Here is a 24,385-nt window from a genome sequence, read left to right as displayed (position 1 = left end):
CTCAAGCCGGGCCCACTGGCCGTTCGTCAGATCCCCACGCCTCACGAGACGTGATCATTCACGATCAAGATCGACTTTCGCAACAGGCCCTAGTCGAAGAGAGACATCACCCCGAGTACCCAGAGCCATACGTGCCCGACGACCCCCACGAAAATGCCGCCGCCCACGACGACACCGACAAGGGACCACCCCTCGGTGTCCGGCTCGATCCTCTCGGCCGCCTCGTAGGACGCCGGGGTGTCCCAGTCGACCGGGCGCCCGAGCAGTTCGGCGCAGGCGGTCCGCACCGTGACCAGCTGTTCCTCGGCGAAGGCGGTGCCGGCCAGCGTCTCGGGGCCGCGCCAGGCGAGGGCCTTCATCCGCCGTCCGGGGGACTTGTACCGCGCCTCGAAGGCGGCCGTCTCCTCGGCGGTCCGGTCCTCTTCGAGGTACATCCAGCGTCCCGCCTCCGCCGCGTCCCCGTACATCCGGTAGACCCCGGCGAGCCGGCGGCGCAGCGTCAGGTCGCGCGGGTACGACGAGACCAGTCCGCGCAACCGCTGCCGCGCCATCGGTATCCGCCCGGCGGCGATATCGGCGTCCACTCGGGCAAGGGTGTTCAACTGAGACATGAACACATGATCGAGTAGCAAGGTGTCGGGGCTCGACCCATTTTCGCCGCCCCTCAGCGAGCACAGACGTCGTGCCGGCGCGAGCGTGTCAGCTGCGCCGCCCCCCTGGGGCACTGCCCGGCTGCTGCCCCCCTGCTGCGCGGCCGTCCCCGCAGACCCGTGTACGTCACCTCCGCCGCCCTGGACCGGCCCGGGGAAGGTCGTCAGCCCGCGCGAGGTGCGCCCGGACACCAGCCCGGCCCGGCCCGCCCTTCCCACGGCAGGGCCCCGCGCCGTGCTGGACGAGCACACCGCCGTGCGCGGCCCGGACCGGCTGGGACCTGCACGAGTGCCGCCATTCCGCCCTCATGGCAGGGGATGCCCACCGTCAGTTCGCCTCCGGACCGAACCGGCGCTTGTATGCCGACGGTGTGATGCCGGTCTCGCGGCGCATCAGCCTGCGCAGATTGGCAGCGGTGCCAAGCCCGCTGCGCCGCGCGACCACCTCGAACCGGGACTCACCTCGCTCGATCAACCGGCATGCCAGAGCGAGCCGTTCCCCCGTCAGCCACGCGAGCGGCGTCGTGCCCAGTTGCGCCTGGAAGCGGCGATGCAGCGTCGCCGGACTGACCGCCGCACGCGCCGCGAGGCCGGACACGGTGAGCGGTGAGTCCAGCCGCTCCTGGGCCCATGCCAGGACAGGTGTCAAGGACTCGTCCGGCAGGTCGGGCATGGGACGCTCCACGAACTGCTTCTGCCCACCGTCCCGGTGCGCCGCGAAGACCAGCCGCCGGCTCACGGAGTTGGCGACCTCCGCGCCGTGGTCGCGACGGACGATATGCAGCCCGAGATCGAGGGCGGCCGCACTGCCTGCCGCGGTGAGGATGTCACCGTCATCCACGAACAGCACGTCCGCTTCGAGCTGGACAGAGGGGAAGCGGGCCCGGAAGGAATCCGCCCATTGCCAGTGCGCGGTGGCCCGGCGCCCGTCGAGGACTCCGGCCTCGGCCAGTGTGAAGGCGCCGCTGCAGAAGCCGACCAGGCGCGCACCACGGGCGTGTGCCCGGCGGACGGCATCGAGCACGGCGGGGCGGCGGGGCACTTCGATGTCCGGGCGGTTGGGGACGATCAAGGTGTCCGCCGCGTCGGCCGCTTCCAGGTCGGCGACTCCCGTGAGCGTGAAGAATCCGTCCCGCATCAGGGTGCTGGGCTCGGGGGAACAGAGCTTGAAGTCGTAGAGATCACGGCCGATCTCCGGTCGGCGCAAACCGAAGACCTCGGTCGCGCAACCGAGCTCGAAGGGGTTTGAGTTCGCGTCCACGATCACGACGACACGGTGTACGCCCGCCGCGCGAGCCGCCTGCGAGGATTCTTTCGCCATGTGCGATTCCTAGCACTCGCGGCGATCAAGCGAAACGGCCCAGGATGATCCCATGAGCAGCGAACCCATCTCCCTCAGTAAGGCTCTGGCCTCCTTCGATGCCTTGTGGAGCCCCCGCATCGTCACGCGCGTCAACGACTACGACGTCCGCGTCGCCAAGGTCGAGGGCGAGCACATCTGGCACGTGCACGACGACACCGACGAGTTCTTCCTCGTACTCGACGGCGAGCTGCGCATCTCCCTGCGCGAGCCCGGCGGGGAGCGCACGGTCCTGCTGCCTCGGGGGGTGGCCTTCACCGTCCCCCGAGGCACAGAGCACAAGCCGTACGCTCCGTCCGGCGCCGCGATCCTCATGTTCGAGCCCACCGGGACACCGACCGTGGGCGATCGCCACGATGAGATCCCGGAGCACGTCGACTCGACAACGGGACACGCACTCAGCATCTGACCCGACCGAATTCGGACACGCCACCGCCCGTGGCGTCAGCCTGCCGCCGGGGTCGGTCGCCCCTGCGCTATTCCGGGGGCCGCCGAGGCGCCGTCCACGCGCCTTCTTCTACCGCTCCCACGGCCAACGGGCGTCGCGGCCCGCGTCCAGGAGGGGGATCATGCGGAACGCCGCGTCGGACAGGCCGCCGAGGGCGTGACGGTTGCTGCCGCCGGAGGGCATCGACCCCGGCTTGTAGCCCGCCATGTTCCACATGTAGACCGGCACGGTCTTAGGGATCAGGTCGTCGATCTGGGTCTCGCGCATGCCGCCGTAGCCGTGGCAGTTCGACGGCAGCCAGCCCGGGCGGGTCTGCTCGTCGGTGACGATGACGACACGGTCGTGCCGGCCGAAGTGCTTCTTCACAGCCGACGGGATGTCCGTGCCGCCGATCTGCCCGAACTTCTCGACCATGCGCAGGACACTGCCCCCCTTCGGCACCGCCATCTCCCGCGACGTCTGCCCGAACTCGACCAGTGTCGGGTTCTCGGCACGGGCCGCCAGCGCCGAGCCGAAGACCGCGGCCTGCTCGGCGAGCGTGATGTCGGACCGGTTCGGCGTCGAGTAGCCGTACCCGGGGAACATGGACGGCGACCGGTCCACCAGAATCAGCGTCCGCCCCTTCAGCGCGGGCACGTTGGCGAGCGAGTGGCCGATGGCCTGCTCGAGGGCGTGGGCCCACCGCAGCGACGGAGCCGCCTTGTACGCGGCCCACCAGCGGAACGGGAACATGCGCGAGGCGCGGACCTGTTCCGGGTCGGCGAACCGGGCCGCGACCGCCGCGGCGACCTTGTCCGAGACGCCGGCCTCGTCGAAGTTCCGCAGGTTCCTGGCCAGTGCCATCAGCCCCATCGACGGGATGACGGCCTCCCAGGCCGCCTTGTCCATCGGGCCCTGGAGCCAGCCGGCCAGCGACTCCCACGTCATCCCGGCGCGCGCCAGGGTGTCCGCGGCGTCCGGGCGAACGAGGAGCCGGCGTCGCTCCTCCAGCGGCCACTCGGCCAGCGCGGCCCGCGCCTGGAGCAGCGGCAGGGACAGCGGGGGCTCCTCGCCGCGGTTGTGGCGCCGGTCGATCGCGTGCTTGAACAGATCGCCCTGCCACGGGGCACGCGGTGCCGGGTGGACCAGCTCGATGACGTCGCCGCAGCGGAAGCCCTTGGAGGCGGTGTCGTACTTCAGGAGGGCCTTCTCGGTGTACAGGCGGCCGATGGCGTCCTCGATGCCGCGCTTGACCGGCTTCGGGATGCGGCGCCCGTACTGGGTGGTCCAGTACCCCAGGAGCTCGCCGGGCTCGTCCGCGCGCTGGAGCGCGGCGGCGACGACGGCCCGGTTGGAGTGCGGCACGGCGCCGTCCATGGCCACCGGCTGCGGGGTGGTGGCCGTCTTCCCGGCCTGGAGGCGGGCGTGGACGAACTCGGCGGCCCCGACGATGGCGGCGGTCCGCATGTTGCCCTCGCCGCGAAGCCAGGCCAGCAGTCCGGCGGTCCAGATCGGGTCCTCGACGGCGAGCCAGCGGACCAGTGTGGTGAAGCGGTTGTCGCGGTCGCCGGCCTTCTCGTAGAAGGTGTCGGTGCCGACGGTGTTGGTGATGGCGAGGAGGAACAGCTCGCTCTTCGCGTCGCGGAGGTGTCCGGTCGCACCCTCGAAGGTGCGGGTCCGCTCGCCGGTCGTGGCCACGGGAGAGGTGGCTGCCGGGCGCGTGCCGCGGATGTTGAAGCGGGTCATGGGAAAGAGCCCCTCACTGTGGAGGGGAAGCAAAGCAGAGGGCGCCCGAGTTCAAGGTCGGCTGAGGAGACAAGGTGCTCTGGCCACTGAGCTACGAGGACCTGAGTCCTCGACGGGATTCGAACCCGTGACCGCCCCATTAACAGTGGAAGTATCCCCGGCCTGCGCACCGGGCGCCCCGATGCTGTGCCTCCCGAGATCAAGGTCGGCCTGCGGCGGGTTTCGTTGGAAGAAGTAGCCGCAGGCCTTCGCACCGGGAGGTGCATGTCGTTGTGGCCTGAACTCTAGTGCAGGGCCTGGGAGGTGCGCTCAGATTTTCTGCCCCCGACGGCCGTCGGAGGCCCGGCGTCGGGTGGAACCATCACTGGCCGATCAAGCAGCTGCTGATCGTGTAGTTCTGGGACGCGGGGATTTGGTAGTTCCCGGACTGCAAGGAGGCTGTCGCTCCGCTGCTCGGCTTGAGAGAGCAGCTGTTCCTGTCGTAGGCGTCGACTGGAGCGCTGATGGGGCAACTCCGCTGATACCACCCGGCCGCGAGGTAGATGCTCCTCGATGCGTATCCGTGGGACGAGCCCACGCCATCGCGCGTGGTCGATACCTGCCGGCGGTAGATGTCGGCCTGCAGGTGGATGTCCCGCGCGTGACGGCGCGGCACGACCGCTGGGCGCCACGCCACGCGGACGCGGGCCGAGGACCCCCGGCGTGCGCGGGGCATGGACTTGGAACCCGACGGCGGGGCCCTCAGGGGACCCCGCCGTCGACGACCCACCGCTCAGGCCGACGCCGTCGTCGGTCCCGTCGAGGGTGTGAGGGTGGGGCGGGGCTGGTAGAGGAGGACCGGGGCCGGGTCGGGTGGTTCGTCGGCCGGGAAGAAGCGGTCGAGTTCGTGTCGTCCGCTGATGCGTAACTTCCGGTACGAATGGGTGAGATGGGACTCGAGGGACGGGGGGCCGCCCGCGAGCCGCTACGGTGGATGCCGCCTCAGCACCCGTGGCCGGCCGACAGGAGAGCAACGATGACCGCTCCCGCGGCGACAGCCCGTCCCGTACCCGATCTCACGAATCTGGGGATCGAACTGCGCCACCGCCACCGGCTCGCCGGTACCGAACAGGGACTGCAGGAGTGGCACATTCGCATCCTGGACGCAGAACGTGAGGTTGGCAGCCTGCACGCGGCACGCTGCCAGCACTACGGCGCCGGCAACCTGGCCGAACGGATGACCGACCACGGCGGCTTGTGCGCCCTCGCCGCCAGCTCCCTCCTCACCCCCGACGGCGAGCCCACGCCCGACCTGGAGGACGCCGTGGAATACCCCGGCAACTTTCTCCTCCTCGACCAGCTCGACATCCAGGCCCCCTTCGACGAACAGACCATCGTCACCGCCGTCATCGCCGAGGTCATCGACCGGCTGACCGACAACCACTACGCCGTCGTCCTGCCATGCGCGAAGCCGGACGCCGACACCAGCACCCGCCTCCTGGCCCAGGCCGCCGTCGAACTCGCCGCCGAGCCCTTCGACGACGACCTCCAGCTCATCGACACCTGCCTCGCCGATCCCGAGCACGCCACCGCCCACGCCCGCGCCCGGCTCACCTCCCGCATCCAGCACCCGCACTGGCACCTTGACGACGAGGACGAGGAACCGTGGCCGGACGAGGAAGAGGACGTACTGACGCCACGCACCACCGCCGTGCTGCGCCGGGCGGCCGAGGAACTGACCACCCTTGCCTGGCAGGAAGTGACCGCACTCGGCGACGAACCCCTTCCACGACGCGCTGGCGGGGTGTTCGGCCAGCTCCCCCCGATCACGCTGCGCCGCGACGGGCAGTGGCGCCGGCAGATGGCCCGGACCTTCGACGACCTCGCCACCGGCCTGCGCGACGAGGGCCGTGCCGGAGTGGAGCCCCGCTGCACGGCCGAGGAGATGGCGCTGCACCTGATCATCGGCCAGGCCCGGTCGATCACCGCCAACCGCCCCAACGCCCTCGCACAGCTCGTTGGCGGCCTGCCCCAAAGCGGCGCCGACTACGACTGGGACGGCTGCTTGACCTACCTCTTCGAGGACCACGACGTGCTGATGCTCTTCGACGCCCAGCTCGACGGCATGGAAGACTCCGACAGCGAGGTCCATCAGGCCATGGGTATGGTGAACCTCGCCGCCGACGAGTGGTTCGAACCGTTCAGGCCGGATCACACCCGGGACCCCGACCGCGGGTTCCGCCCCTGACGACCTTCCTGCCCCGGACGAGACGCCCACTGCCGTGCCCGCCTGGCCGCCAGAAACCGGCAGCAGCTACCGCGTCCGAATGCAGCCTTCGCCGGGATTCGAACCCGGGTTTCCGGTTCCGGGCGCCAGCAGACGGGTGTGGTGGCGGGCCCGGACGAGGTGTCCTTCGAGGTGGGTGAGGACGGTGTCCTCGTGCGACAGGAGGTCGAGGTTCTGGTAGTGCTCCGGGGCACGCTCCGCGTGGCGGGCGTCGGCGGCGAGCTGGCCGACAAGGTCGGCGAGCGGGTGGGGCCAGGTCGCGGGGACATCCATGTCGACGGTCGGCAGGTCTGCCGGTTCCATAGGCATCCCCGCCAGTGTGAAGCCGCCCCGACCGCGACGTCCTGTGCTTTTCGGTCCGGCCGCCAGAACCCCGTAGGCCGCAGGCCGGGGCCACTGCTTCCGGCCGGTCTCGGTGTGGGAAAACCGCTGCCCACGGGCACGGCGGCCCACTACGTTCGGGCCGTATGAGCACGCATCCTCCCCTGCACGAGACCGTCCTGTCGTGGCTCGAGCACGCCCGCACACTGCCACCGACCCCCCAGGCCATCACCGACGTAGGCCTGGCGACGCTGCCGCATTGGGACGTCCTGGAAGATGCGGTGGCTGCTGCGGCGCCCCGGGACGAGCATCCCGACCTCTACGGGAAGGTCGAAGGTGACTGGGTCCCGAGCTTTTCGGCCCTGCTGGGGGAGTCGGGCCTGGGCGAGGCGACACGCCTGATCGCCCAGGGCGCGGACGTGCCCCTCACTGAGGTAGCCGACAGCTTCGTCGCCTTCTGCACCGGCCCGGCACCGGTCCCCGAACGATGGCTGCTCCTCAACGCCGACCTCCCCAGGGGAACGCGGATCCAGCTGGGCCAGTACACCCTGCAGACCTTCACCCTGGACGAGCTGCGCCAGAGGGTCCCGATGCCGGCGCTCCACGGCCTGCAGCCCCGCAGCCTCGACCTCGACCTCATCACCGACGCGCCCTTCCTCCATGTCCCCGACCCCGGCAGCAAGGTCACCCGCCGGCCGACCTGGTTCGACTTCACCGGCCTGCGCACGGAAGCCCAGCACTGGCAGGCCCTCCTGCCGCTGATCCTGTGGGACAGCGAACTCCTGCGCGTGGACTCGGCCTTCACCGTCGCCCGCGGACGCCGCTTCGACCTGAACCCCCAAGACGTACCGACCACCATCAAGATCTACGAGGATCCGTACGGAAGAGAAGAAGAGGTCGAGGTCCGTGAGCCCGGCAACTTCTACGTTCCGGCCAAGGACCTCAAGGCCCTGTCCGCCTTCTGCACCAGGATCTACTCGAAGATCGACGCCGTCATGGCAGGTAAATCCCACCCGCGGCGCATCCTCAACCGGCGCGCCCGGCGCCTCGAACGCGCCGCCCGGCACCTCCTGGCCGCCTACCAGCGCACCTTCACCGACGACGCCGTCTGGGAGGTAGAGGCCGACGCGCTGCACCTCGACTACGTCATCGCTCTGGAAGCCCTGCTGATCAGCCCTCACGACGAACGTGGAGGCATTGCCCACAACATCCGTTCCCGCGCCTCCGCCCTGTTCCTGACTCCCGAACGTCAGGAGCAGGTGGAGGACATCGTTCAGCGGGCCTATGCGGCCCGATCCGATTACGTGCACGGCGACGTGATCAAAGACCAGAAAGATCAGGAGAAACTGGAAAGGTTGCGGACACTCAGGCTTCTGACCCAGGAGATCATCCTGCGCTGGCTTGTCCTGACCCCTTCCGACACCGACGACCTCGCACCCCTGCTCGACGACGCCGCGCAGTGCACCAGCTGCAGAGAGCGCATCGACCAGCCCCTACGCGACTTCTTCACCAGCACCCCGCCGAGCAGCCGGCCCGCCGACATCACCGCGACCTGACCCCCGCGGGGAGCTCCGCTGCCCGCCCGCGCCGGGGCGCACCAACGCAGCTCGGCCCGACGCGGACGGCTCCCATCCCTCGGTCAACCCCACGTGTCACCGCCGATGTGACGGCTGTACCCCGCCGGCATGACGCAGGGCTTGTGACGAACCCCCTGGGAGTGAACCCCGCCGCGGGCGCGCCCGCAGCGCCGCTACGGTGAGCCCGGGGGAGTGAGGCGACTGGTCGGTGGTGCCGCCTCCCGAAGTGCCCCCGTACCTGGCACCTGCTGGTCCGGTGCGGGGGCACAAAGCGCTCACCGAACCGGCGGAGCCGAAGCGCCGGGGCGTACAGGGACGAACTGGCGCCACCGGCCCGCACACGCCGCTCAGGGCCGTCGGCTTCTTGCCTCAGTCCCGGCCGTTTTTCCGGCTGCTCCCGCCCGCTTGGGGCGCCCTACGGAACGGGCTCGTAGCTGACGAGGGTGGTGGGATAGTCCTCGGCGAGTGCGAGCAGGGCCTGGCGCTCGGCCTCGTCGGCGGCCAGATCCCAGCGCAGTTTCGTGCCGGTCCAGGTGGCGGCGTAGGTGCAGTGGTAGGAGGCGTCGGAGGGCAGCCATTCGGCGGGGTCCTTGTCGGCCTTGGAACGGTTGGAGGCTGCGGTGACGGCGATGAGGGTGTCGGGGCTGTCCTGGTCGTTGGCGTACGCCTCGCGCCGCTTGGCGTCCCAGGCGCTCGCGCCAGAGTCCCAGGCCTCGGCGAGCGGCACGAAGTGTTATCCCAAACCTCTTCGGTAGTGGCGCTGAGAGGGCGGTTCGTGAGTCTTTGAGTGGATCTGCTATCGCCTGATGGTGTGGTGGCGGGGCGAAAAACTGCCGGTCCTCGGTTGCTGATCTGGTGGTGTGATCGGGTGAGTGAACGCAAGCCGTACCCGAGTGACTTATCGGACGAGCAGTGGTCGTTGAGCGAGCCGGTGATCACCGCGTGGAAGGACCGGCACCGCTCGGTCAGCGGCCACCAGGGTGCCTACGACACGCGGGAGATCGTGAACGCGATCCTCTACCAGGGGCGGACCGGCTGCCAGTGGGCCTACCTCCCGCACGACCTGCCCCAGAAGAGTGCGACCTACTACTATTTCGCCGCCTGGCGCGACGACGGCACCGACCAGGTCATCCATGAACTCCTACGCTGCCAGGTCCGTGAACGCGCCCGCCGATTAGAGGACCCGACCCTGGTAGTCCTGGACACCCAGAGTGTTCATGTGGCCGCCGGGGTCCCCGCCTCCACGACCGGCCATGATCCGGCCAAGCGGGTGCCCGGCCGCAAGCGTGGCCTGGCCGTGGACGTCCTCGGCCTGGTCATCGCGGTCGTCGTCCTCGCCGCGAACACCCACGACAACGCCGCGGGCATCGTCCTGCTGGACCAGGTCGCCGAGCACACCGGCGGCACCGTCCGCAAAGCCCTGGTCGACCAAGGCTTCAAGAACCAGGTCGTCGCGCACGGTGCCGGCCTGGGTGTCGACGTCGAGATCGTCGCACGCAACCCGCAGGTCAGGGGGTTCGTGCCGCAGTCGAAGCGGTGGAGGGTCGAGCAGACCTACGGGATGCTGATACTGCATCGGCGCCTGGTCCGCGACTACGAGCACCGCCCCTCTTCCTCCGCCTCCCGCGTCTACTGGGCGATGACCCACGTCATGATCCGACGACTCACCGGCACGAACACCCCCACCTGGCGCGAAGAACGGGCGGTAGCAGCGTGAACATCCAGCCTCTGCTCGACGCCCTGGACCTCCAGGAAGACGCCGCCCGGGCCCTGGCCGACGACCTCCGTGCACAGATCAACGACCTGCAGAGCCGGTTGCGGGAGGCCGAGACCCACCTGGAACACCTCGCGATCACTCGCAAGACCGTCACCGGCCTCGCCGACCGGCTTCCGGCTGTCGCGCCGGACCTGCCAGATCACCCGGACTACCCGCGCATCCTCGACGCCTTCAACCACGCGACCGGGCCGCTACGGGCCAAGGACGTCTGCGAAGCCCTCGGCCACGAACTGCTGCCGAAGAACGTCGAAGGCACCCGCGCCAAGATGAAACGCCTGGTCAAACTCGGCATCCTCGCCGAGGCCGGCACCGGCAGCTTCGCGAGAAAGCCGTAGCCGGACACCTATGTCCCGCAATCGCCGGCCACAATCTGGCGTGCGTACTGGTCCTCCGGGCCGATGTCCGCAACTACCTTCTGAGCTTCTTGCACCCGACCCGTCTCGCACATCAGCCGAACAAGGACGTACAGGGCGTCACGGTCGCCGTCTTCGGCGCGGCCACACAGCGCCGCCTCCATACCCCGCTCTCGAAGCGCTCTGTTAAGTCTTCGACGTGCGTGGTTATCCGTGAGGGCGCGCTCCGTAAGTTCTGAAATCCGTTCCGCTCGGACCAGCAGATCCATGTGCCACAGATGGTTGTCGTGCATGTCCGGATCGTCGGAGAAGCATTCGGCGTGAGCGCTCACGAGCGCGATCGCCTCGTCCCAATCTCGAAGTTGTTCCGCCGCCCGAGCTCGCTCCAACCAGTCCACAAGACGAGTATCGGCCTGTGGCCCCACCAGACAGCGCCTGTCGAAGTAACCGCTGATGAGCGCCCTTCAAGACAAGAAGTGCTCAAATGCTCACGACCGCCCTCTGACATCTGCGACTGAGAGCGGTCGGCCCCCGTTCTCACTGTGGGCGGTGAGTTATCCGATACCAGGCCGGATGCCGCTGACAGGGACGACAAAGGAGCGCTGTGGCCGGTGCACAGTGGATGGCGGCGAGTGAGGGTCAGCTCACGGACGCGCTCCAGCCGTTCTCGGCCGCGACGAACAAGGCGCCCCTGTGCAGGTCAAGGCTGCAGGCGGCAGTGGCCTTCCCTGTCTGGGCGAACGGGCCGGGTCCCTGGAACGCGTCGGCATGGAGATGAAAGGAATTCGGATCGGTGCAGCCGACGGTACGCAGTCGCCAGGGCGCTGAAGTGTTCTCGTGGGTGTGGGGTGGCAGGGCGAATTGGAGCTGCGAGGCGGCCGGGCGCTCTGTCTGGTAGTCAGTGTGTGGCGCTGTCCAGGCGGCCATGACGAGAGCTGCCTGTGAAGGTGTACCGGCCGAGGGTGAGCTGTCGGTGAGGGAGGGGGGCGTGCGTTCGGGAGCTCGAGGTGTCTCGATGAGGTCTGGGCGGCCTGCGCGTTCTCTGAGGGCGGCGGCAAACCAGCGGGTGACGTCCGGGCCTCCTTGGCCGGCCCAGGTTCGGATCACGTCCTGGAAGGCCGCCTCACGGCGGCGGGTACCGCGTTGCGACCCGGCGGTCAGGATTGCTTCACCCGCTCCCGAGAAGGCTCGGCACAGCTTCAGTACGGGGACACGATCCGCGCGGGCGGCGTAGCGCACGGAACGGAGTTCCAGCATGACGTGGTGCAGAAGAGCGGCGGCAGCGTGTGCGTCGGGGCCCAGGTCTCCGCCTGGCGGCCGCTGAGGGCGGCCCGACCGGCTGGCACGGGGAGGGGTGGCCGCGTCCGCTCGTCGACCGGCGGTGGACAGGTGCCATGAGCGGTCGTCCAGGCGATACTCGCCACCGGCGGCGCGGAGCCGGCCGCCCGGGCTCAGGGAAATTCCGATCTCCCGCATTCCGGCGTCCAGGATCACTCCCCGTGTGTGGGAAAGGTCGAAGGCGATGTCGGTGACGTCATCCAGCCACACGTCCAGCAGGGCGGGCGGTGCGGGCTCATCGACAGCGAACTTGCGGTCAGTGACCAGTTGGAGAAAGGCGGTCAGGCGAGTACCGGCACGCTCTACCCGCAGGTGGCGGACGGACGCCGTCGCCAGATCGTAGTCGGGGACCAGCTCATCCACGTTCTGGCGCGTAAGGCGGCATTGCGGTGCCATGACGTACCCGCGATAGTCGCGGCCTGGCGTATGCGGCTTGGCCGGTGGTAGGAGCGCTTCGATGTCGTACCCGGCAATCGCGGCCTGCTCGGTCATCCATAGGGGCCGCCGCTCGCCGAGACTGGCCATCCATTCCAGTACAGCCGTCGCCCGCCGCTCGCGTTCACCGGCGATGGACGTGCTTGCGGCCCAAAACAGTGGAAACAGATTGTTGTCCCACACATCCGACGCCGCGCGAATGGCTTCCCGGTCAAACAGGCGGACGTCTGCCGCAGCTTCCGCCATCTGGTCCAGCGAGCGGTCCAGCAGCGCCGTCAGGACGGACATGGCCGACGCGCGACGCAGGGGCGAGCGCGGCGCATCAGACGGTGGAGGGGCAGGTATGGCCACGTCGTGATCGTCGCACACCCTTGGGTGCGCTCAGGAAAAAGCATCAACGGTATGCCGCTGACGTGATGAGCTGCTTGAGTTCAAGCTCAGGCCGTCGCAGGCGCAGATACCATGTGGTCGACGTCGAGGCGGGCTGCGTCGGTCACCACGACGTTGTCGTACTTGCTGAGCCAGGACCCTGCGGTGAGTACGCATCCGGCTGTGACCTGGGGTGTCTCGATGGCCTCGGCGAGGATGACCTCCTTGCGGGTGTTGCAAGAGTCGGTGCCGTTCAGGCCCTTGTTCCAGTGCCTGTAGAGGGTCCGGCTGTAGCCCTCGCGGTGCTCGGCTGCGACGGGGATCTGCTCGACGGCCTCGAACAGGGGCAGCAGCACACGTGTCCGCGTCGGCGAGCCGGCCGTGTTCGGGAGCGCAGCGCGCGGGGTGAAAGATGCCGACGGCGCAGCCGGGGTGGCGGCCGTTGCCGGCAGCGGCGTCATAGGGGGAGTGGCGGCGAGGAGGAGCGCGGGCAGGGCACGCCGCACGAGAGTGGTGATCATGCTTCGCGTTGTAGCTGCAGCTTCCTGCCGCCGGGAAGGCGCTTACGGGCCGGCTCACCCGGGCGGGTGGCGTTTTTCACTGTGGAAACGTCAACCCCGCCCCCGCGGTGCCCGGTTCCGCAACGGCAGCAGCGGACGGCACGCAGCACGGGCCGGGCGCCGGCGGTCCCGCCCCGCCCCCGGCCTCTCCAGGGCGGCTGAGCGAGGCTGCCCCTGGGGCAGGAGGGTGTCACGGTCAGCCCTGCCCGGGTGTCAGTGCGGCCGTGCATAGTGCCGGTCATGATCAACGACTTGGACAGGACCGACTGGGCGTCCCTGGGGCACGCCTACGGGGCGGCCGACGACGTGCCCGGATGGCTGCGCGGCATGGTCTCGCCCGACCCTGACGTACGCAAGAAAGCGTTCGGCAACTTCTACGGCGCCGCGCTCCACCAAGGGAGCGTGTATTCGAGCACGGTGGCCAGCCTGCCGTTCCTGTTCGCGATGGCGGACAACCCCGCGACTCCTGACCGCGGGGAAGTCGTCACGCTGCTGCTCAGCATCGGGAGGGAAGCGGTCGACGCCGAGGAGATCTACGCCGTCATCTGCGGCGAGGACGGTGAAGAGTCCACGATCTATCCGGACACCGCACGCCTGATGCGCGAGCATGCCGACGCCTTCGTCGTCTACGCCGGTGACCCCGACCCGCGGGTGCGCAGGGCGTCGATCGAGGGCCTGGGGCTCTTCCTGGACGACGCCGAACACGCAGTGGCCCTTCTAAGGGACCGCCTCGTGAAAGAGAGCGGGACTGCCGAGCGTCTGCTGGTGGTGCGGACGATGGCCGATCTGGCGCTGCGTCTGCCTGCGGCCGCCGCGCCGGCGCGGGCGTGGCTGGACGCGTTGGCCGACAGCGATACGACCGATTCGGACACCCGTCTGGCGGCGCTCGTCCACCGGGCCCGCTGCGCTCCCGGCTCCATCGACGACCAGACGGCGCCGACCGCGATCGAACTGCTCCGCCAGGTCACCCCCACGCCCCGGCCCGAGGCGGACAAGGAGCGCAGGGACCCGGAGCTGTCCCGTCCGTGTGTGTGCGAGGCAGAGCCCGAACCCGACCCGAACGTCCCCGGGCACATCGCGGCCGCCTTCGCCGACCTCGAACGGAACGGACGCGTCCACGCCGCCACCACCCCCTTGCTGGTGGCCTTCCACACGGCCTTGGGCACGCGTGCCGAGGACCGTACGGCTGTGCTCATCGAGCAGCTGTGCAGCCCGGACCTGGGCACCCGCTACGACGCCATCGACATGGCACGCAGCCTGATCATTTCCTTGCGGGGCGATCACACCGCTCTGGTGCGGCTCATCGGCGACTGCCTGCTGCCGGGCGACGCCTACACCGCCGCGGCCGCGGCCGAGACGCTCGGGTCGCTGGACACCCTCGCCGAACCGGCCCGCGAAGCCCTCGCCGCCTACGTCACCACCCACCGGCCGGATGCGTGGGCCAGTGGGCATCGTGCCGTGCGCCGAGCCCACCAGCTGGCCGTCGTGACGCTGGCCGGGCTCAAGGACGAGCGGGCCCTGCCCAGCCTGCTGACCGCGCTGGACACCGACACCGACGCCTGGCGTGCCCTGGGCGCGGTGGGCCATCTGCCCCAGTGCGCCGCGGAGCTCACGCCCCGGCTGATCCGCTGCCTCGCCGACGTCGACCCCTCCCGGGAGTGGCCCGAGGTCAGCCCTGCGACGCTCGCCTCCGCCCTCGCCAAGCTCGGTGATCCGGCAGCCGTACCCGCACTCACCGAAACCCTCCAGGCCGCCCTCCGGCACAAGCAGGGGCGCACCGCGGAGCCTGTCCTGAAGGCGCTCGCGTCGTTCGGTCCCCGCGCCGCATCCGCCCTGGACGTCGTCCGCCCCCTCACCGAGGCAGATGATGTCTCCCTGCGCACCGCTGCGGCGGGCGCCGTCTGGGAAATCGAACGGCGTCCCGAAAATGTCGTGCCGCTGCTGGAACGCCTCCTCGAGGGCCACCGGAATTTCGACGCGATCGACCTCGCCGGCCGCATCGGCCCTGCCGCAGGCGCGGCAGTACTGCCGCGCCTGCGGCAGATCCTGAACGAGCGAGTCGAGCAGAACGCGCGCAACGAGCAGAACGGCTCGGCCGTGCTGAACGACTCATGGACCCTCGTCCACGTCGCATCCGCCCTGTGGGACATAGGCGGCGCGAGGGAGACCGGCACCGTCGTGCCGGCGCTGCTGGCCGCCTGGAAGGACAACGACGCCACCGCACGCCACGTCGTCACCTGCCTCAACCGCATGGGCCCGGCCGCACGCCCCGCCCTGCCCCAGATCCAGGCCGCCCTTGAGCGGCTCCATCGCGGCGACCCGCGGTGGTCAGGCGTCATCGCTTTCGACCTGGCGGTCGAGTACACCTGCCGCGTCATCCTCGCGCGCCTGAGGGATCTTTCGGACCCGGCACCGGTCAGGGAGGAATAGACCTGGTGGTGGGAGGAGCGCGGGATGTGGTCTGTGGGCGGCGGGAGCGTCGCCCGCGGAGGTCTTCGGCGGCGCACTCGTGGCGACCCTGACCCCAGGCGCCCCGCGCCATCGCCCAAGAACACGTGCCCGGCGCCACACGCTCTCCGCCGGCCGGTCCACGCGGGCCGACTCCAGACCCCTGCGAGGCGGTGTGGGGCCGGTGGTTACGCTCTGCGGCGTGACGGGACCAACCACAGCCATCGCCCAGTGCAGAGCAGCACTCGGGGAGGCGCCGCGCCGCTTCTCCTGGTTCGACAAGTTCAGACACTTGCGCATACCCAGGTCCGACTGGGTGGAGCGCGAGGACCCGCTCGCGGAGATCCTGAAGGCCCAGAACGTCTTGCTGGCCGAGGGCCGACTGGTCTGGGGCGCCCTCGTCCAGGCGAACAGCGCCCTGTTCGAACGCTGCCGGGACGACCTCCCGGCAGCCGTCATCTACAGCCCCGACACACCGCGGTGTTCGACGACAGCCCCGACCTGCTCCGCGACATCGCACAGGAGCTGTACCGGCTGAAGGGGACCCGCCAGAAGGATCCGGAGCTCGCCGCGTTCTCACGCATGCTCGCCAGCGAGATGGACCGGGAGATGCAACTGGAGGTACCCCGGCGGCTGCGGCAGCGCCACCGTCTACTGCACCGACATCATCGTCGCCCGCAGACACCTGCCGGGCCGGGTACTGAACGAGCCGGTCTTCCCGCTGCTCATCGCTCCGGAGCGCACGGCGATGACGATGATGCTGCCCAAGCCGCTTCTGGCCCACGCCGGCCTCACCGCCCCAGACTCAGGCGTGGACTGCTCGCACATCGAAGCTGTCCGGCGAGTTTCTGCCGTGCACCCTCACGTACGACCCCGTAGGTGGGCCGGTCCCGTCGTGCTCGGGGAAGCGACGGGACCGGCACCAGCCCGGTGGCACCCGTCCTGTAGGTGGGGTGTCCATGACGACCGTACGAACTTTCGTCGGCTCCAGCAGCTTCTGATGGACCGACAGCGCAAGACGCGACCCCAACAGGCGCCATACCGAGTCCCCCGGCGGGCAGCGGGCGCGCGGCTCCACGGTGACTGGCGGTCCGGGCAGGGCGTCAATGGCCGTCGGGCCCGCCGGTCCTCACGCCCTCGCCCCCCTTCTCGTCGGCCACGCTCACGGCAGCGGGTCTTCGGGGACGCGGTCGGCGAGCTCTTCCAGGCGCGCGGCCAGGATGTGCTCCGGGGCGCCGGCGATCGTGTCCAGGGCGACGAGCGCGGCCACCGCGACGTCCGCCACGGCATCGCGCACGTCGTCCCACGAGTGGGTGGCGACCGGTCCGGGGTTCAGCCCGAGCGCGCCGTTCAGCGCCTCGGCCGCAGCCCCGTAGGCCGCGCCGATTGCGAGGACGCGCGCCATCCCTACCTCGCGCACCGCCTCCGGCCGCTGCTCCCGGTCCAGCCACTGCCGGAGCACGCCGATGTCGCCCCACTGCCGGTCGACCGGGTCCGTCTCCTCCACCGGGGCCTACCGGGACCAGACGGTCGCGGCGAGCGCGACCACGAGGGCGGCCAGGACGGCGGCGTAGGCCGCGGCTCTCCGGGCGAGCCAGGGGTTCGTCAACCGGATCCGGCGCAGGGCCGCCCACCCCGTGTCGCCGTCCGCCCGGGCACGGAATCCGAAGACGGTGATGCTCACCGACACCAGCTGCGCGGGTCGGCCCGTCTCCCTTTCCCTCGCGGTTTCCGGATGGTTCGGCTCGAAGATGTCCACGGGGTGGGTGCTCCTTGATGTTCGTGGGGGGGGCAGGTGGTGGCGTAGCGCTGGGCGACGTGGTCGGCACCCAGCGCCTCGATTCGCTGGGTACGGGGCTTGCAGGCGTGGACGGGGCAGGGCCGTGATGGTCGCTGTGTGTGCCGGACCTAGCTGGAGGACGATGAGGTTTTCCTCCCCGCGCTTCCAGCAGGCAGGTCGGCCACGCGAGGCCGGCGCGGTCACCGGGCCACCAATTCTCCCGGACGATGAGCGCCGCGAGGCCGACCAGCCACGCCAGGGAGACCACCTACTGCGCGCTCTCGCTCACCAGTCCTCCAGGGCGTCCTGGAGGCCGGCGACGTCGCAGCAGGGCCGGCAGGCGTACCGGACCCACCCGGCCCCGCTCATCTGCTCACCCCAGGCGATCACCTTCGCGTCGCGGGTCGGCGCGCTGCACAGCGAGCAGACGGCGACGGGCCCGAGGGCGCCGGCCGTCTCCAGCGGGCCCAGAAGCCTCTCCAGGACCGTCCGGAGGTCGTCGGGGTCGGTGAAGAGCGGGGCGTCGTCCAGGGGATAGCGCATCCACGACATGGAGGCGCAGCCGTCCGGGCCCGGCACAAGGAGTTCCGCCCCGGCCCGGTGCCACTCGACGGCGCCGCCGCTCAGGTCCGGCCAGTCCTCGCCCGCGCCGGGCGGCAGGAAGAAGGCCGCGCGGTTCAGGCCCGCGTCGCCGAAGACGGGACCGGCCTGGTCGCCGAGGGCGGCGACCATGAGCCCGGCCCAGTCCAGCGGCACCGTCATCGCGCACCACGTCTCGTCCGCGCTCAGCAGCGCGAACACCTTTTCCGGCAGGTACGGCCGGACGGGCGTGCTCATCGCCGGCTCCCTGCGGCCAGGAGCCCGGCGCGCTCGGCCTCGGCGACCAGGTCGACCGCCCGGACCCTGGTGAGCCGGACGATCGCCCGCTCGGCGAGCATCCACCCCAGCCGCGCGGAGCCGTACGGCACCTCCGTGCGCTTCACCGGGACGATGGTGCCGCGCGCGGGGGCGTGCAGGATGCCGGCGACACCCCACTGCAGGGGCCGCGCGACCCGGGCGGCGGTGTAGCCCTGAAGGAGGTGGCGGCAGCGGCGCACCGACTCCCAGGCGCACGCGAGGTGCAACGGGGGATTCTCCGTGCGCTCCCCCTCCGCCATGGGGTCCTCCGTGCCGGAGGAGGCATCGGTACCGCCCAGATACAGCGCCCCGCCCATGGCGGCGGCTTCCTCGGCAACGGACTGGCCGCACACCTGGCATCGCTGCTCCCACATCGCGGTCCGCTGCCGGACGGGGTGCAGGGCTTCGAAGATGGGCTCACCCATGCCCTGCGCGCGGGCGAGGCGGCGCCACAGGGCGTTCTGCCACCGGCAGGCGGCATCGGCGATGGGTGCCGCGTACCTCAGGACGCCGCCCGCGCCGACGACGGCGGGGCTGATGTCCTTCTCGCCGGTCCAGCGGGCGACGTAGGGGACGCGTAAGCCGCGGTGGACGGGCAGGGTGTGAATGCTCAAGGCGTTTCCCAGCACGAGGAGTAGGGAGCCCTCCGCCAGGGCCCCGGCGTGGCACGGGGGGCACCTGTGCCAGGGATGGCCTGGCGGAGGGCAGTGGGTGGGGGGTGGGGCGGGCCTGCCACCGGTCTGTCGTGGACGGGACCTGTCCGGTGGCAGGAGTGCGCGCCGATCGGCGACGGTCACGCACCGCCCCCTCCTGGGTCGCTTGGAGAGGGCCCTTTTTCCTGGCCGGCCCCGCCGTCGAGACGCGGCCAGGACATCTACGAGCGGGCCAGCTGGGCGCACACCTGCTTCCCCCAGGGCCGGCGTTTGCAGCCCCAGCTCTCGCAGAGCGCCGCGACGAGGGCCAGGCCGCGGCTGCTCTCTCCGTCCGGCCCCGCCTGCATCAGCACCGGCGGGCGCTGGTCGAGGTCGCTCACGGCGACCTGGACGCAGTCGCCTTGGACGCGGGTGACGACGACCCGGACCGGGGCGCCGCCCGTACGGGCGTGCAGCACGGCGTTGGTGACCAGTTCGGAGACGATCAGCTCGGCGCTCCCGGTCAGGTCCGGCAGCTCCCAGCGGTCCAGGACGGCGGCGACCAGGCGCCGCGCGACGGCGGCCGACTCCAGATCGCACGGCAGCACGCGGGACTGCTGGGTGGGGTCGGCGGACAGGTAGAACTCCGGCCGGGGCCGGAGGGGGGTCTCAAGCATCCTCGCCCGCCTCCAACGCCGCCGCCTGCGAGCGCCGGATCCGCCCCTGCTGTACCAGCCAGCGGACGTCGTCCGCGTCGCAGAGCGCGGCTGGGCCGTCCATGGGCACGACCCACCAGGCCGCGCACCTCGGGTCGGGCTCGGAGATGGTGGTCGCGGGGACGCCGAGGAAGAAGTCAGCGCCCAGACACTCCGTGTCCGGGACGTTCCACCGCAGGGCGGTGCTGTACGGGGTAAGGGCGTAGAACGCCTGGCTGCTGCCGTCGTAGAAGCACGGACCTTCCAGGGCGGTCCGCAGGTAGGCCGCCACCTCGACACGGTCAGCGGTGCCAGCTGCGGCGTGGACGATGTCCGCGGGGATGCGTACGGCCGAGAAGAGCGTGCCGCAGCGCAGTAAGGCCACGCCGTACTCGACCCACTCCGCCCGGGCCACCTCGGCGTCGCGCGTGGCAAGCAGGAGCCACGTCTCGGCGCCGGCCTCGCGGCTGCGACGCGAGTGGACGAGCACACCGGGCTCCGTTTTGACCGGTCCGTGGATGAAGGCCGTCACAGTACGGCGCTCCTGCCGGAGAAGTCAGGGGCCGGCTGCCCTTCGGCCGGTCCGCAGGCGTCGTCCACCGCCGCCCGAAGGACAGCCGCCTGGGTGAGGAGCTGGTCGGCGCCAGGGCAGATCCGCCAACGCGGCCCGGGGCCGACGGTACAGCGGGCGGGCGGTACGGCCAGCGTCGTCCCGGCGGGGAGTGCCTGCGTGTTGTCGGTATCCCAGTCCTTCGTCGAGCCGACGGGAAGGAACCAGTAGAAGGCCGTACCGTCCTCGATCACGCCACCGCTGCGCGCGCCGAGGATGTCCAGGGCGAGGAGGCCGACGCTGCGCGGGACCTGGACGGCGTCCCACTCCTCGCCGACGATCCGCGGCTCACATCCGGTCGTAGGCATGATCAGCAGGGCCCGGTCAGCCATCTACGTCCCCTCTCCGATGGGTCGATGCCGCTACCTTGCCCCTCAACTCCGGCGCTTACGAGGTCTTTCAGAGGACTCTTGGAACCAATTACCGGACCTTCGTGCACTCGTTGGTGGGATTCCTGGCGTTCAGCAGGACTCTTCCGCACAGTGGTGCTACACATCGCCAATGGAGGTGAGAGATGGAGAACGACGGTAACGTCCGGCTCCGCGCGGCCCGGATCGCCGCCGGATACAGCACGCAGGAGACCCTTGCCAAGGCCGTCGGGGTGGCCGTCCGGCAGGTACGGCGCTGGGAGTCGTCGAACCCGCCGTGGCCGAAGGGCACGGCAGCACGCAAGCTCACCGAGGTCCTCGGCCAGGACCTCGAGCAGCTGGGCTTCACCCGGCCCGCGGGCGTGCCTGACCAGCGCAGCGCGCACAGCCGCGAGCTTCCGCGGACCCAAGGCGTGGTCACGGTGCCCGTGCCCGGCGTCACGCTCCAGCCCGCGACCGTTGCCGAGGATTTCGCCGGCATCACCCGCCGCCACCGCCGCCTGTACTGGACTGTCGCCCCCGCCACCCTCCACCCGACGGTCGTTGCCCACGCGACGCTCGGGTGCGCCCTGCTCACGGAGACGGCCGGGGTGACCCGGCGGACCGTAGCGGCCGCGCTCGCCGAGACCTTCCTGCTCGCCGGGCGGATCGAGTTTTTCGACGGCCGGGAGCCGGACAGCGCACGGGAGACATGGACCCGGGCACTTCAGGCGGCCGGACAGGCGGACAACCATCTCCTCGGCGCCGCGATCCTCGCCCACATGGCCTTCGTCCCGGGGTGGGCCGGGGACCGGCAGGCCGCGATGGAGCGGATGACAGCCGCCCGGACATACGCGCGGCGCGGCCCCGCCTCCGCCGAACTGCTCGCCTGGCTCGACGCGGTGGAGGCCGAGTGCGAGACCCGCTGCGGCCACACGCAGACGGCACTCACCCTCCTCGGACACGCGCAGGACGTCCTCGCTACTCCAAGCGAGCACACGTCGCCCGAGTGGCTGGACTGGTTCAGCCCCGTCAGGCTCGCCGCCTTCACGGGCCACACACAGCTCGCGGCCGGCCACCTTCCCCAGGCCCGCCAGACCCTGCTGAAGGTCCTCGACGCCCTGGAGCCGAGCGAGGACAAACAGCGCACCGTCGTCCTCGGCGACCTCGCCACCGTCGAGGTCGCCGACCGCAATCCGGAGAAGGCATGCGAGTACGCCGTGGCCGCGCTCGACCAGCTGTGCGCGACCTGGTACGCCACCGGCATGGACCGGATCCGCGAGGTACGGCGCGCGCTCACGCCATGGCAACACGAGCACTGCGTCCGTGACCTCGACGACCGGCTGTACGGGTGGGAGACGACTGTCAGCGCGCTCGGGCGTTGAACTCCGCGATACGGCCCGGCAGCTCCGTGAGGCTCTCGACCCGGAAGGTCGGGAGCTTCTCCGCCTCCTCCGAGTGCCACTGAATCGTCGCCCAGGGACCGCGGTGGACGAGCGCCGACTCCATCCCGGCCTTGACCGCCGGCCGCAGGTCGTTGTCGACGCGGTCGCCGACATAGAGGATCTCAGAGCTCGCGAAGGGGACAACCTCAGCGACACGGTGGAAGAACGCGATGTCGGGCTTGGACGCGCCCCAGTCGTCGGAGGTGCCGATGAGATCGACGTCGTCCGTGAACAGCTCGCGGAGGATCGAGCCGGCCCGCACGGTCTGGTTGCCCGCGATGCCGAGCCACAGGCCGTCGGAGCGGAGCTGCGCGAGCGCGGGGCGGACGTCCGGGTAGAGATCTGTCTCGTCGAAGTGCTCGGGCTGACCGGCAGCGGCGCGGGCCTCCCGCTGCTCGTAGAGGTCGAAGCCAGGCCGGAACTCCTGGAAGACGTCGCGGTAATCCCTGCCCTGGGCGATCACGGCGCCGAACATGGACGCGAAAGTGTGCCGGGGCACGCCGAGCCAGTCGGCCCACGTGCCGTACTCCCTGGTCTCGTCCACCAGGCACTCACCAACGTCGAACACCACTGCACGAATCATGCGAGCGATCCTACGGACCCTCGATCAAGGGCGTCAGGGGAGCTGCCCGGCCGGTGATTGACCGCCTCACCGCCGGTCTCCCGGAGCTCGGCGGTGACGGGACTCCGTAGGTACCGTCCGAATCGAGGTGCACCGCCCGTATCCGGGCTGCCAGGCGGGCGTCGGCCGCCTGCCGGGCGGCCCGGTCCGTGGCCGTCCGGCGCCAGTAGTAGAAGCTCGAGCGGCTGACGCCGAGGATGGTGCACAGCCGCTTCACGCCGTGGCGGCGCTGGTGGTCGGCGACGAACTGGAAGCGGTTCACCAGCGCGTCTCCCTGGCGAAATACTTGGCCGCCTTCCGCAGGATCTCGCGTTCTTCCTCCAGTTCGCGGACCTTCTTCCGCAGCGCGGCGTTCTCCGCTTCCAGCGGCGCGGGCGGCTCCGCAGGCGCCTCGGCACGGCGTCCCCGGGGCCGGCTCGCGCCGGCCGCCCGGACCCAGTTCCGCAGCGTCTCCGGGTTGATCCCCAGATCAGCGGCGACCGACCTGATCGTCGCATCGGGCCGCGACTCATACAGCGCGACCGCGTCCGCCTTGAACTGCGGCGGATAGTGCTTCATGACCACGAGATGTCCGTTCTCAGATCCTCAGGATCCAGTGTCTCGTGTGTCCAACATCAGGGGTCAAGGCCCGTCCCCAGCTTCGCGAAGGGACATCGCAAGAAGGCCGGCGAATCCCTCGACCAGGCCACGGACCGGGTCATGAAGGGCGGCGGCTACCGGCCGCCGTACAAGAAGGGCCCCGGCTCCATCTACAACAAGGTGCGCAAGTACCTGTCGCGCAACTGAGCCCAGCAAGGAAGGTCGGAAGATCACCATGGTCGATCCGCAGATGGTCTACCTGCTCTGGCACGTACACCATCACGCGCCGGAAGAAACGGAAGCCGAGCACTTCAAGGCTCCCGAGGACTTCTGGGCCGATGAAGAAGCAGGGGACGACGTAAAACTGCTCGGCACCTACTCGAGCAGAGACGCCGCACGGGCCCGGATCGAACGAGCCCGCCAACTCCCAGGCTTCAGCGAGGAACCGGACTGCTTCTACGTGGAAGAGTTCGTCATGGACAAGGACGAGTGGACTGACGGGTACGTAACAGACTGAGCCACTCACTCAGTAGCGGCCCACCGGGGATTCCTGGTGGGCCGCTCTGTTCGTGCGGTGTCGCTGGAAGAGGACAAGCGGCTGCTCACTGCAGTCACGGAACGTAAGTGGAGCGGAGCCCTGGCACTGTGCGTAGCGACCGGCGGACCAGGGCCCGCTTCCTACTTCACCGGGACCGGATCGGGGCTCGCTCCTGTCGATCAGGGCTGCGGCGGCGGGCAGGGCCGGCAGGAGTGCGCACAGGAGCGCGACCAGGACGGTGGGCCAGATCCACCACGAGACGGTCTGCGGGTGCACAGCGGGGATCATGCCCCAGTGAACGCCGTAGAAGACGATCCCGTACGCGGTAAGAGCCGGGGCATCGATCACGAGGTGCCGATCCGTCCGGAACGGCAGGAAGCCCGACCCGATAACGACCCCGCCCAGGAGGAGGACGGTCACCGGGACCGAGGCGCCGCGCAGGCCCTGATCCCGCTCCAGCCAGTCACGCAACTGGGTGCCGGTAACGCCCAGCGTGGCAAGCAGCCCGAAAACGCCTTAGACCGTGTCCTATGTGGTGAGGCGGATGAGTCGTTTGTAGCAGCAGATGGCTGCGGCGAGGCCAAGAAAGGCCAGGTAGTTGCGTGGATGGCGC

General features: G+C 70.1%; 26 protein-coding genes and 2 pseudogenes. 11 read left to right on the top strand and 17 right to left on the bottom strand.

Translation table 11 applies throughout. The features are described from left to right. Positions 1–89: 89 nt before the first annotated feature. Both ACFWV2_RS32015 and ACFWV2_RS32010 read right to left on the bottom strand, forming a co-directional pair. Positions 90–611: a DUF6584 family protein gene (locus tag ACFWV2_RS32015; RefSeq protein WP_384410604.1), complete on the bottom strand. Its 522-nt coding sequence runs from the start codon at positions 609–611 to the stop codon at positions 90–92. A 367-nt stretch (positions 612–978) separates the two neighbouring features. Beyond that, on the bottom strand, positions 979–1,971 hold the full coding sequence (locus ACFWV2_RS32010; protein ID WP_384410600.1) for a GlxA family transcriptional regulator: 993 nt from the start codon (positions 1,969–1,971) through the stop codon (positions 979–981). A 52-nt stretch (positions 1,972–2,023) separates the two neighbouring features. Here ACFWV2_RS32010 and ACFWV2_RS32005 point away from each other — a divergent pair, with 52 nt between their 5' ends. Beyond that, positions 2,024–2,419, top strand: coding sequence for a cupin domain-containing protein (locus tag ACFWV2_RS32005; RefSeq protein ID WP_384410597.1), 396 nt, complete (start codon positions 2,024–2,026; stop codon positions 2,417–2,419). 108 nt (positions 2,420–2,527) lie between these two features. Here ACFWV2_RS32005 and ACFWV2_RS32000 read toward each other — a convergent pair whose 3' ends face one another. Further along, a complete protein-coding gene (locus ACFWV2_RS32000) occupies positions 2,528–4,183 on the bottom strand; it encodes a TROVE domain-containing protein (protein ID WP_384410593.1) in 1,656 nt (551 codons plus the stop codon). A 1,015-nt stretch (positions 4,184–5,198) separates the two neighbouring features. Between ACFWV2_RS32000 and ACFWV2_RS31995 the strand changes: the two genes are divergently transcribed. Next, entirely contained in the window at positions 5,199–6,410 is a 1,212-nt protein-coding gene (locus ACFWV2_RS31995; protein WP_384410590.1) for a hypothetical protein, read from the top strand. Positions 6,411–6,476: 66 nt separating this feature from the next. On the opposite strand, the gene ACFWV2_RS31990 is transcribed toward ACFWV2_RS31995, so the two are convergent. Continuing rightward, complete coding sequence (locus ACFWV2_RS31990) at positions 6,477–6,758, bottom strand: hypothetical protein (protein WP_384410587.1); 282 nt, start codon at positions 6,756–6,758, stop codon at positions 6,477–6,479. A 158-nt stretch (positions 6,759–6,916) separates the two neighbouring features. Here ACFWV2_RS31990 and ACFWV2_RS31985 point away from each other — a divergent pair, with 158 nt between their 5' ends. Beyond that, on the top strand, positions 6,917–8,326 hold the full coding sequence (locus tag ACFWV2_RS31985) for a hypothetical protein (protein WP_384410584.1): 1,410 nt from the start codon (positions 6,917–6,919) through the stop codon (positions 8,324–8,326). 436 nt (positions 8,327–8,762) lie between these two features. On the opposite strand, the pseudogene ACFWV2_RS31980 reads toward ACFWV2_RS31985, so the two are convergent. Then, positions 8,763–9,080, bottom strand: a pseudogene (locus tag ACFWV2_RS31980) (HNH endonuclease family protein); the annotation flags it as partial. 135 nt (positions 9,081–9,215) lie between these two features. Here ACFWV2_RS31980 and ACFWV2_RS31975 point away from each other — a divergent pair. Both ACFWV2_RS31975 and ACFWV2_RS31970 read left to right on the top strand, forming a co-directional pair. Next, positions 9,216–10,064, top strand: a complete 849-nt coding sequence (locus ACFWV2_RS31975) for an IS5 family transposase (protein ID WP_384410581.1) — start codon at positions 9,216–9,218, stop codon at positions 10,062–10,064. Beyond that, complete coding sequence (locus tag ACFWV2_RS31970; protein ID WP_384410578.1) at positions 10,061–10,459, top strand: hypothetical protein; 399 nt, start codon at positions 10,061–10,063, stop codon at positions 10,457–10,459. The genes ACFWV2_RS31975 and ACFWV2_RS31970 overlap by 4 nt, the downstream gene beginning before the upstream one ends. Positions 10,460–10,467: 8 nt before the next feature. Here the strand turns inward: ACFWV2_RS31970 and ACFWV2_RS31965 are convergent, their stop codons facing one another. From ACFWV2_RS31965 to ACFWV2_RS31955, 3 genes are all read right to left on the bottom strand, one after another. After that, positions 10,468–10,875, bottom strand: coding sequence for a hypothetical protein (locus ACFWV2_RS31965; RefSeq protein WP_384410575.1), 408 nt, complete (start codon positions 10,873–10,875; stop codon positions 10,468–10,470). A gap of 241 nt (positions 10,876–11,116) precedes the next feature. Next, positions 11,117–12,538 (bottom strand): hypothetical protein, encoded by a 1,422-nt coding sequence (locus tag ACFWV2_RS31960; protein WP_384410572.1) that lies wholly within the window; start codon positions 12,536–12,538, stop codon positions 11,117–11,119. A gap of 149 nt (positions 12,539–12,687) precedes the next feature. Continuing rightward, positions 12,688–13,140, bottom strand: coding sequence for a hypothetical protein (locus tag ACFWV2_RS31955; RefSeq protein WP_384410569.1), 453 nt, complete (start codon positions 13,138–13,140; stop codon positions 12,688–12,690). Between the two features lie 279 nt (positions 13,141–13,419). Between ACFWV2_RS31955 and ACFWV2_RS31950 the strand changes: the two genes are divergently transcribed. Beyond that, positions 13,420–15,609, top strand: coding sequence for a HEAT repeat domain-containing protein (locus tag ACFWV2_RS31950; RefSeq protein WP_384410566.1), 2,190 nt, complete (start codon positions 13,420–13,422; stop codon positions 15,607–15,609). 220 nt (positions 15,610–15,829) lie between these two features. Further along, positions 15,830–16,165, top strand: a complete 336-nt coding sequence (locus tag ACFWV2_RS31945) for a hypothetical protein (protein ID WP_384410563.1) — start codon at positions 15,830–15,832, stop codon at positions 16,163–16,165. Positions 16,166–16,789: 624 nt separating this feature from the next. On the opposite strand, the gene ACFWV2_RS31940 is transcribed toward ACFWV2_RS31945, so the two are convergent. The 7 genes from ACFWV2_RS31940 to ACFWV2_RS31910 all read right to left on the bottom strand — a co-directional run bounded on the left by ACFWV2_RS31940 (position 16,790) and on the right by ACFWV2_RS31910 (position 20,573). Next, a complete protein-coding gene (locus tag ACFWV2_RS31940) occupies positions 16,790–17,134 on the bottom strand; it encodes a hypothetical protein (protein WP_384410560.1) in 345 nt (114 codons plus the stop codon). A 6-nt stretch (positions 17,135–17,140) separates the two neighbouring features. Beyond that, positions 17,141–17,386, bottom strand: a complete 246-nt coding sequence (locus tag ACFWV2_RS31935) for a hypothetical protein (protein ID WP_384410557.1) — start codon at positions 17,384–17,386, stop codon at positions 17,141–17,143. A 306-nt stretch (positions 17,387–17,692) separates the two neighbouring features. Beyond that, entirely contained in the window at positions 17,693–18,244 is a 552-nt protein-coding gene (locus tag ACFWV2_RS31930) for a hypothetical protein (protein WP_384410554.1), read from the bottom strand. After that, complete coding sequence (locus tag ACFWV2_RS31925; protein ID WP_384410551.1) at positions 18,241–18,918, bottom strand: hypothetical protein; 678 nt, start codon at positions 18,916–18,918, stop codon at positions 18,241–18,243. The genes ACFWV2_RS31930 and ACFWV2_RS31925 overlap by 4 nt, the downstream gene beginning before the upstream one ends. 260 nt (positions 18,919–19,178) lie before the next feature. After that, positions 19,179–19,613 carry an ATP-binding protein gene (locus ACFWV2_RS31920; RefSeq protein ID WP_384410548.1) on the bottom strand — a complete coding sequence of 145 codons (435 nt, stop codon included), beginning with the start codon at positions 19,611–19,613 and terminating at the stop codon, positions 19,179–19,181. Continuing rightward, positions 19,606–20,121: a hypothetical protein gene (locus tag ACFWV2_RS31915; RefSeq protein ID WP_384410546.1), complete on the bottom strand. Its 516-nt coding sequence runs from the start codon at positions 20,119–20,121 to the stop codon at positions 19,606–19,608. The genes ACFWV2_RS31920 and ACFWV2_RS31915 overlap by 8 nt, the downstream gene beginning before the upstream one ends. Positions 20,122–20,159: 38 nt before the next feature. Next, positions 20,160–20,573, bottom strand: coding sequence for a hypothetical protein (locus tag ACFWV2_RS31910; RefSeq protein ID WP_384410543.1), 414 nt, complete (start codon positions 20,571–20,573; stop codon positions 20,160–20,162). Between the two features lie 182 nt (positions 20,574–20,755). On the opposite strand from ACFWV2_RS31910, the gene ACFWV2_RS31905 reads away from it, so the two are divergent. Next, positions 20,756–21,973, top strand: a complete 1,218-nt coding sequence (locus tag ACFWV2_RS31905) for a helix-turn-helix transcriptional regulator (protein ID WP_384410541.1) — start codon at positions 20,756–20,758, stop codon at positions 21,971–21,973. On the opposite strand, the gene ACFWV2_RS31900 is transcribed toward ACFWV2_RS31905, so the two are convergent. Then, positions 21,954–22,616 carry an HAD family hydrolase gene (locus ACFWV2_RS31900; protein WP_384410538.1) on the bottom strand — a complete coding sequence of 221 codons (663 nt, stop codon included), beginning with the start codon at positions 22,614–22,616 and terminating at the stop codon, positions 21,954–21,956. The two genes, ACFWV2_RS31905 and ACFWV2_RS31900, sit on opposite strands and share 20 nt — an antisense overlap. Before the next feature lie 50 nt (positions 22,617–22,666). Continuing rightward, positions 22,667–23,219: pseudogene (locus ACFWV2_RS31895) on the bottom strand (transposase); the annotation flags it as partial. A gap of 3 nt (positions 23,220–23,222) precedes the next feature. Here ACFWV2_RS31895 and ACFWV2_RS31890 point away from each other — a divergent pair. The 3 genes from ACFWV2_RS31890 to ACFWV2_RS31880 all read left to right on the top strand — a co-directional run. Next, the gene (locus ACFWV2_RS31890; RefSeq protein ID WP_384410535.1) at positions 23,223–23,441 is read left to right on the top strand and encodes a hypothetical protein; all 219 of its coding nucleotides are present in this window, start codon (positions 23,223–23,225) and stop codon (positions 23,439–23,441) included. A gap of 28 nt (positions 23,442–23,469) precedes the next feature. Further along, on the top strand, positions 23,470–23,751 hold the full coding sequence (locus tag ACFWV2_RS31885; protein ID WP_384410533.1) for a hypothetical protein: 282 nt from the start codon (positions 23,470–23,472) through the stop codon (positions 23,749–23,751). 315 nt (positions 23,752–24,066) lie between these two features. After that, the coding region (locus tag ACFWV2_RS31880) for a hypothetical protein (RefSeq protein WP_384410530.1) at positions 24,067–24,385 on the top strand (319 nt) is incomplete at its 3' end.

The organism is Streptomyces sp. NPDC058671, from assembly GCF_042716475.1.
Classification (GTDB): Bacteria; Actinomycetota; Actinomycetes; order Streptomycetales; family Streptomycetaceae; genus Streptomyces.
Note: the sequence above shows the minus strand (reverse complement) of the source record. Positions and strands in the feature narration are given on the sequence as shown.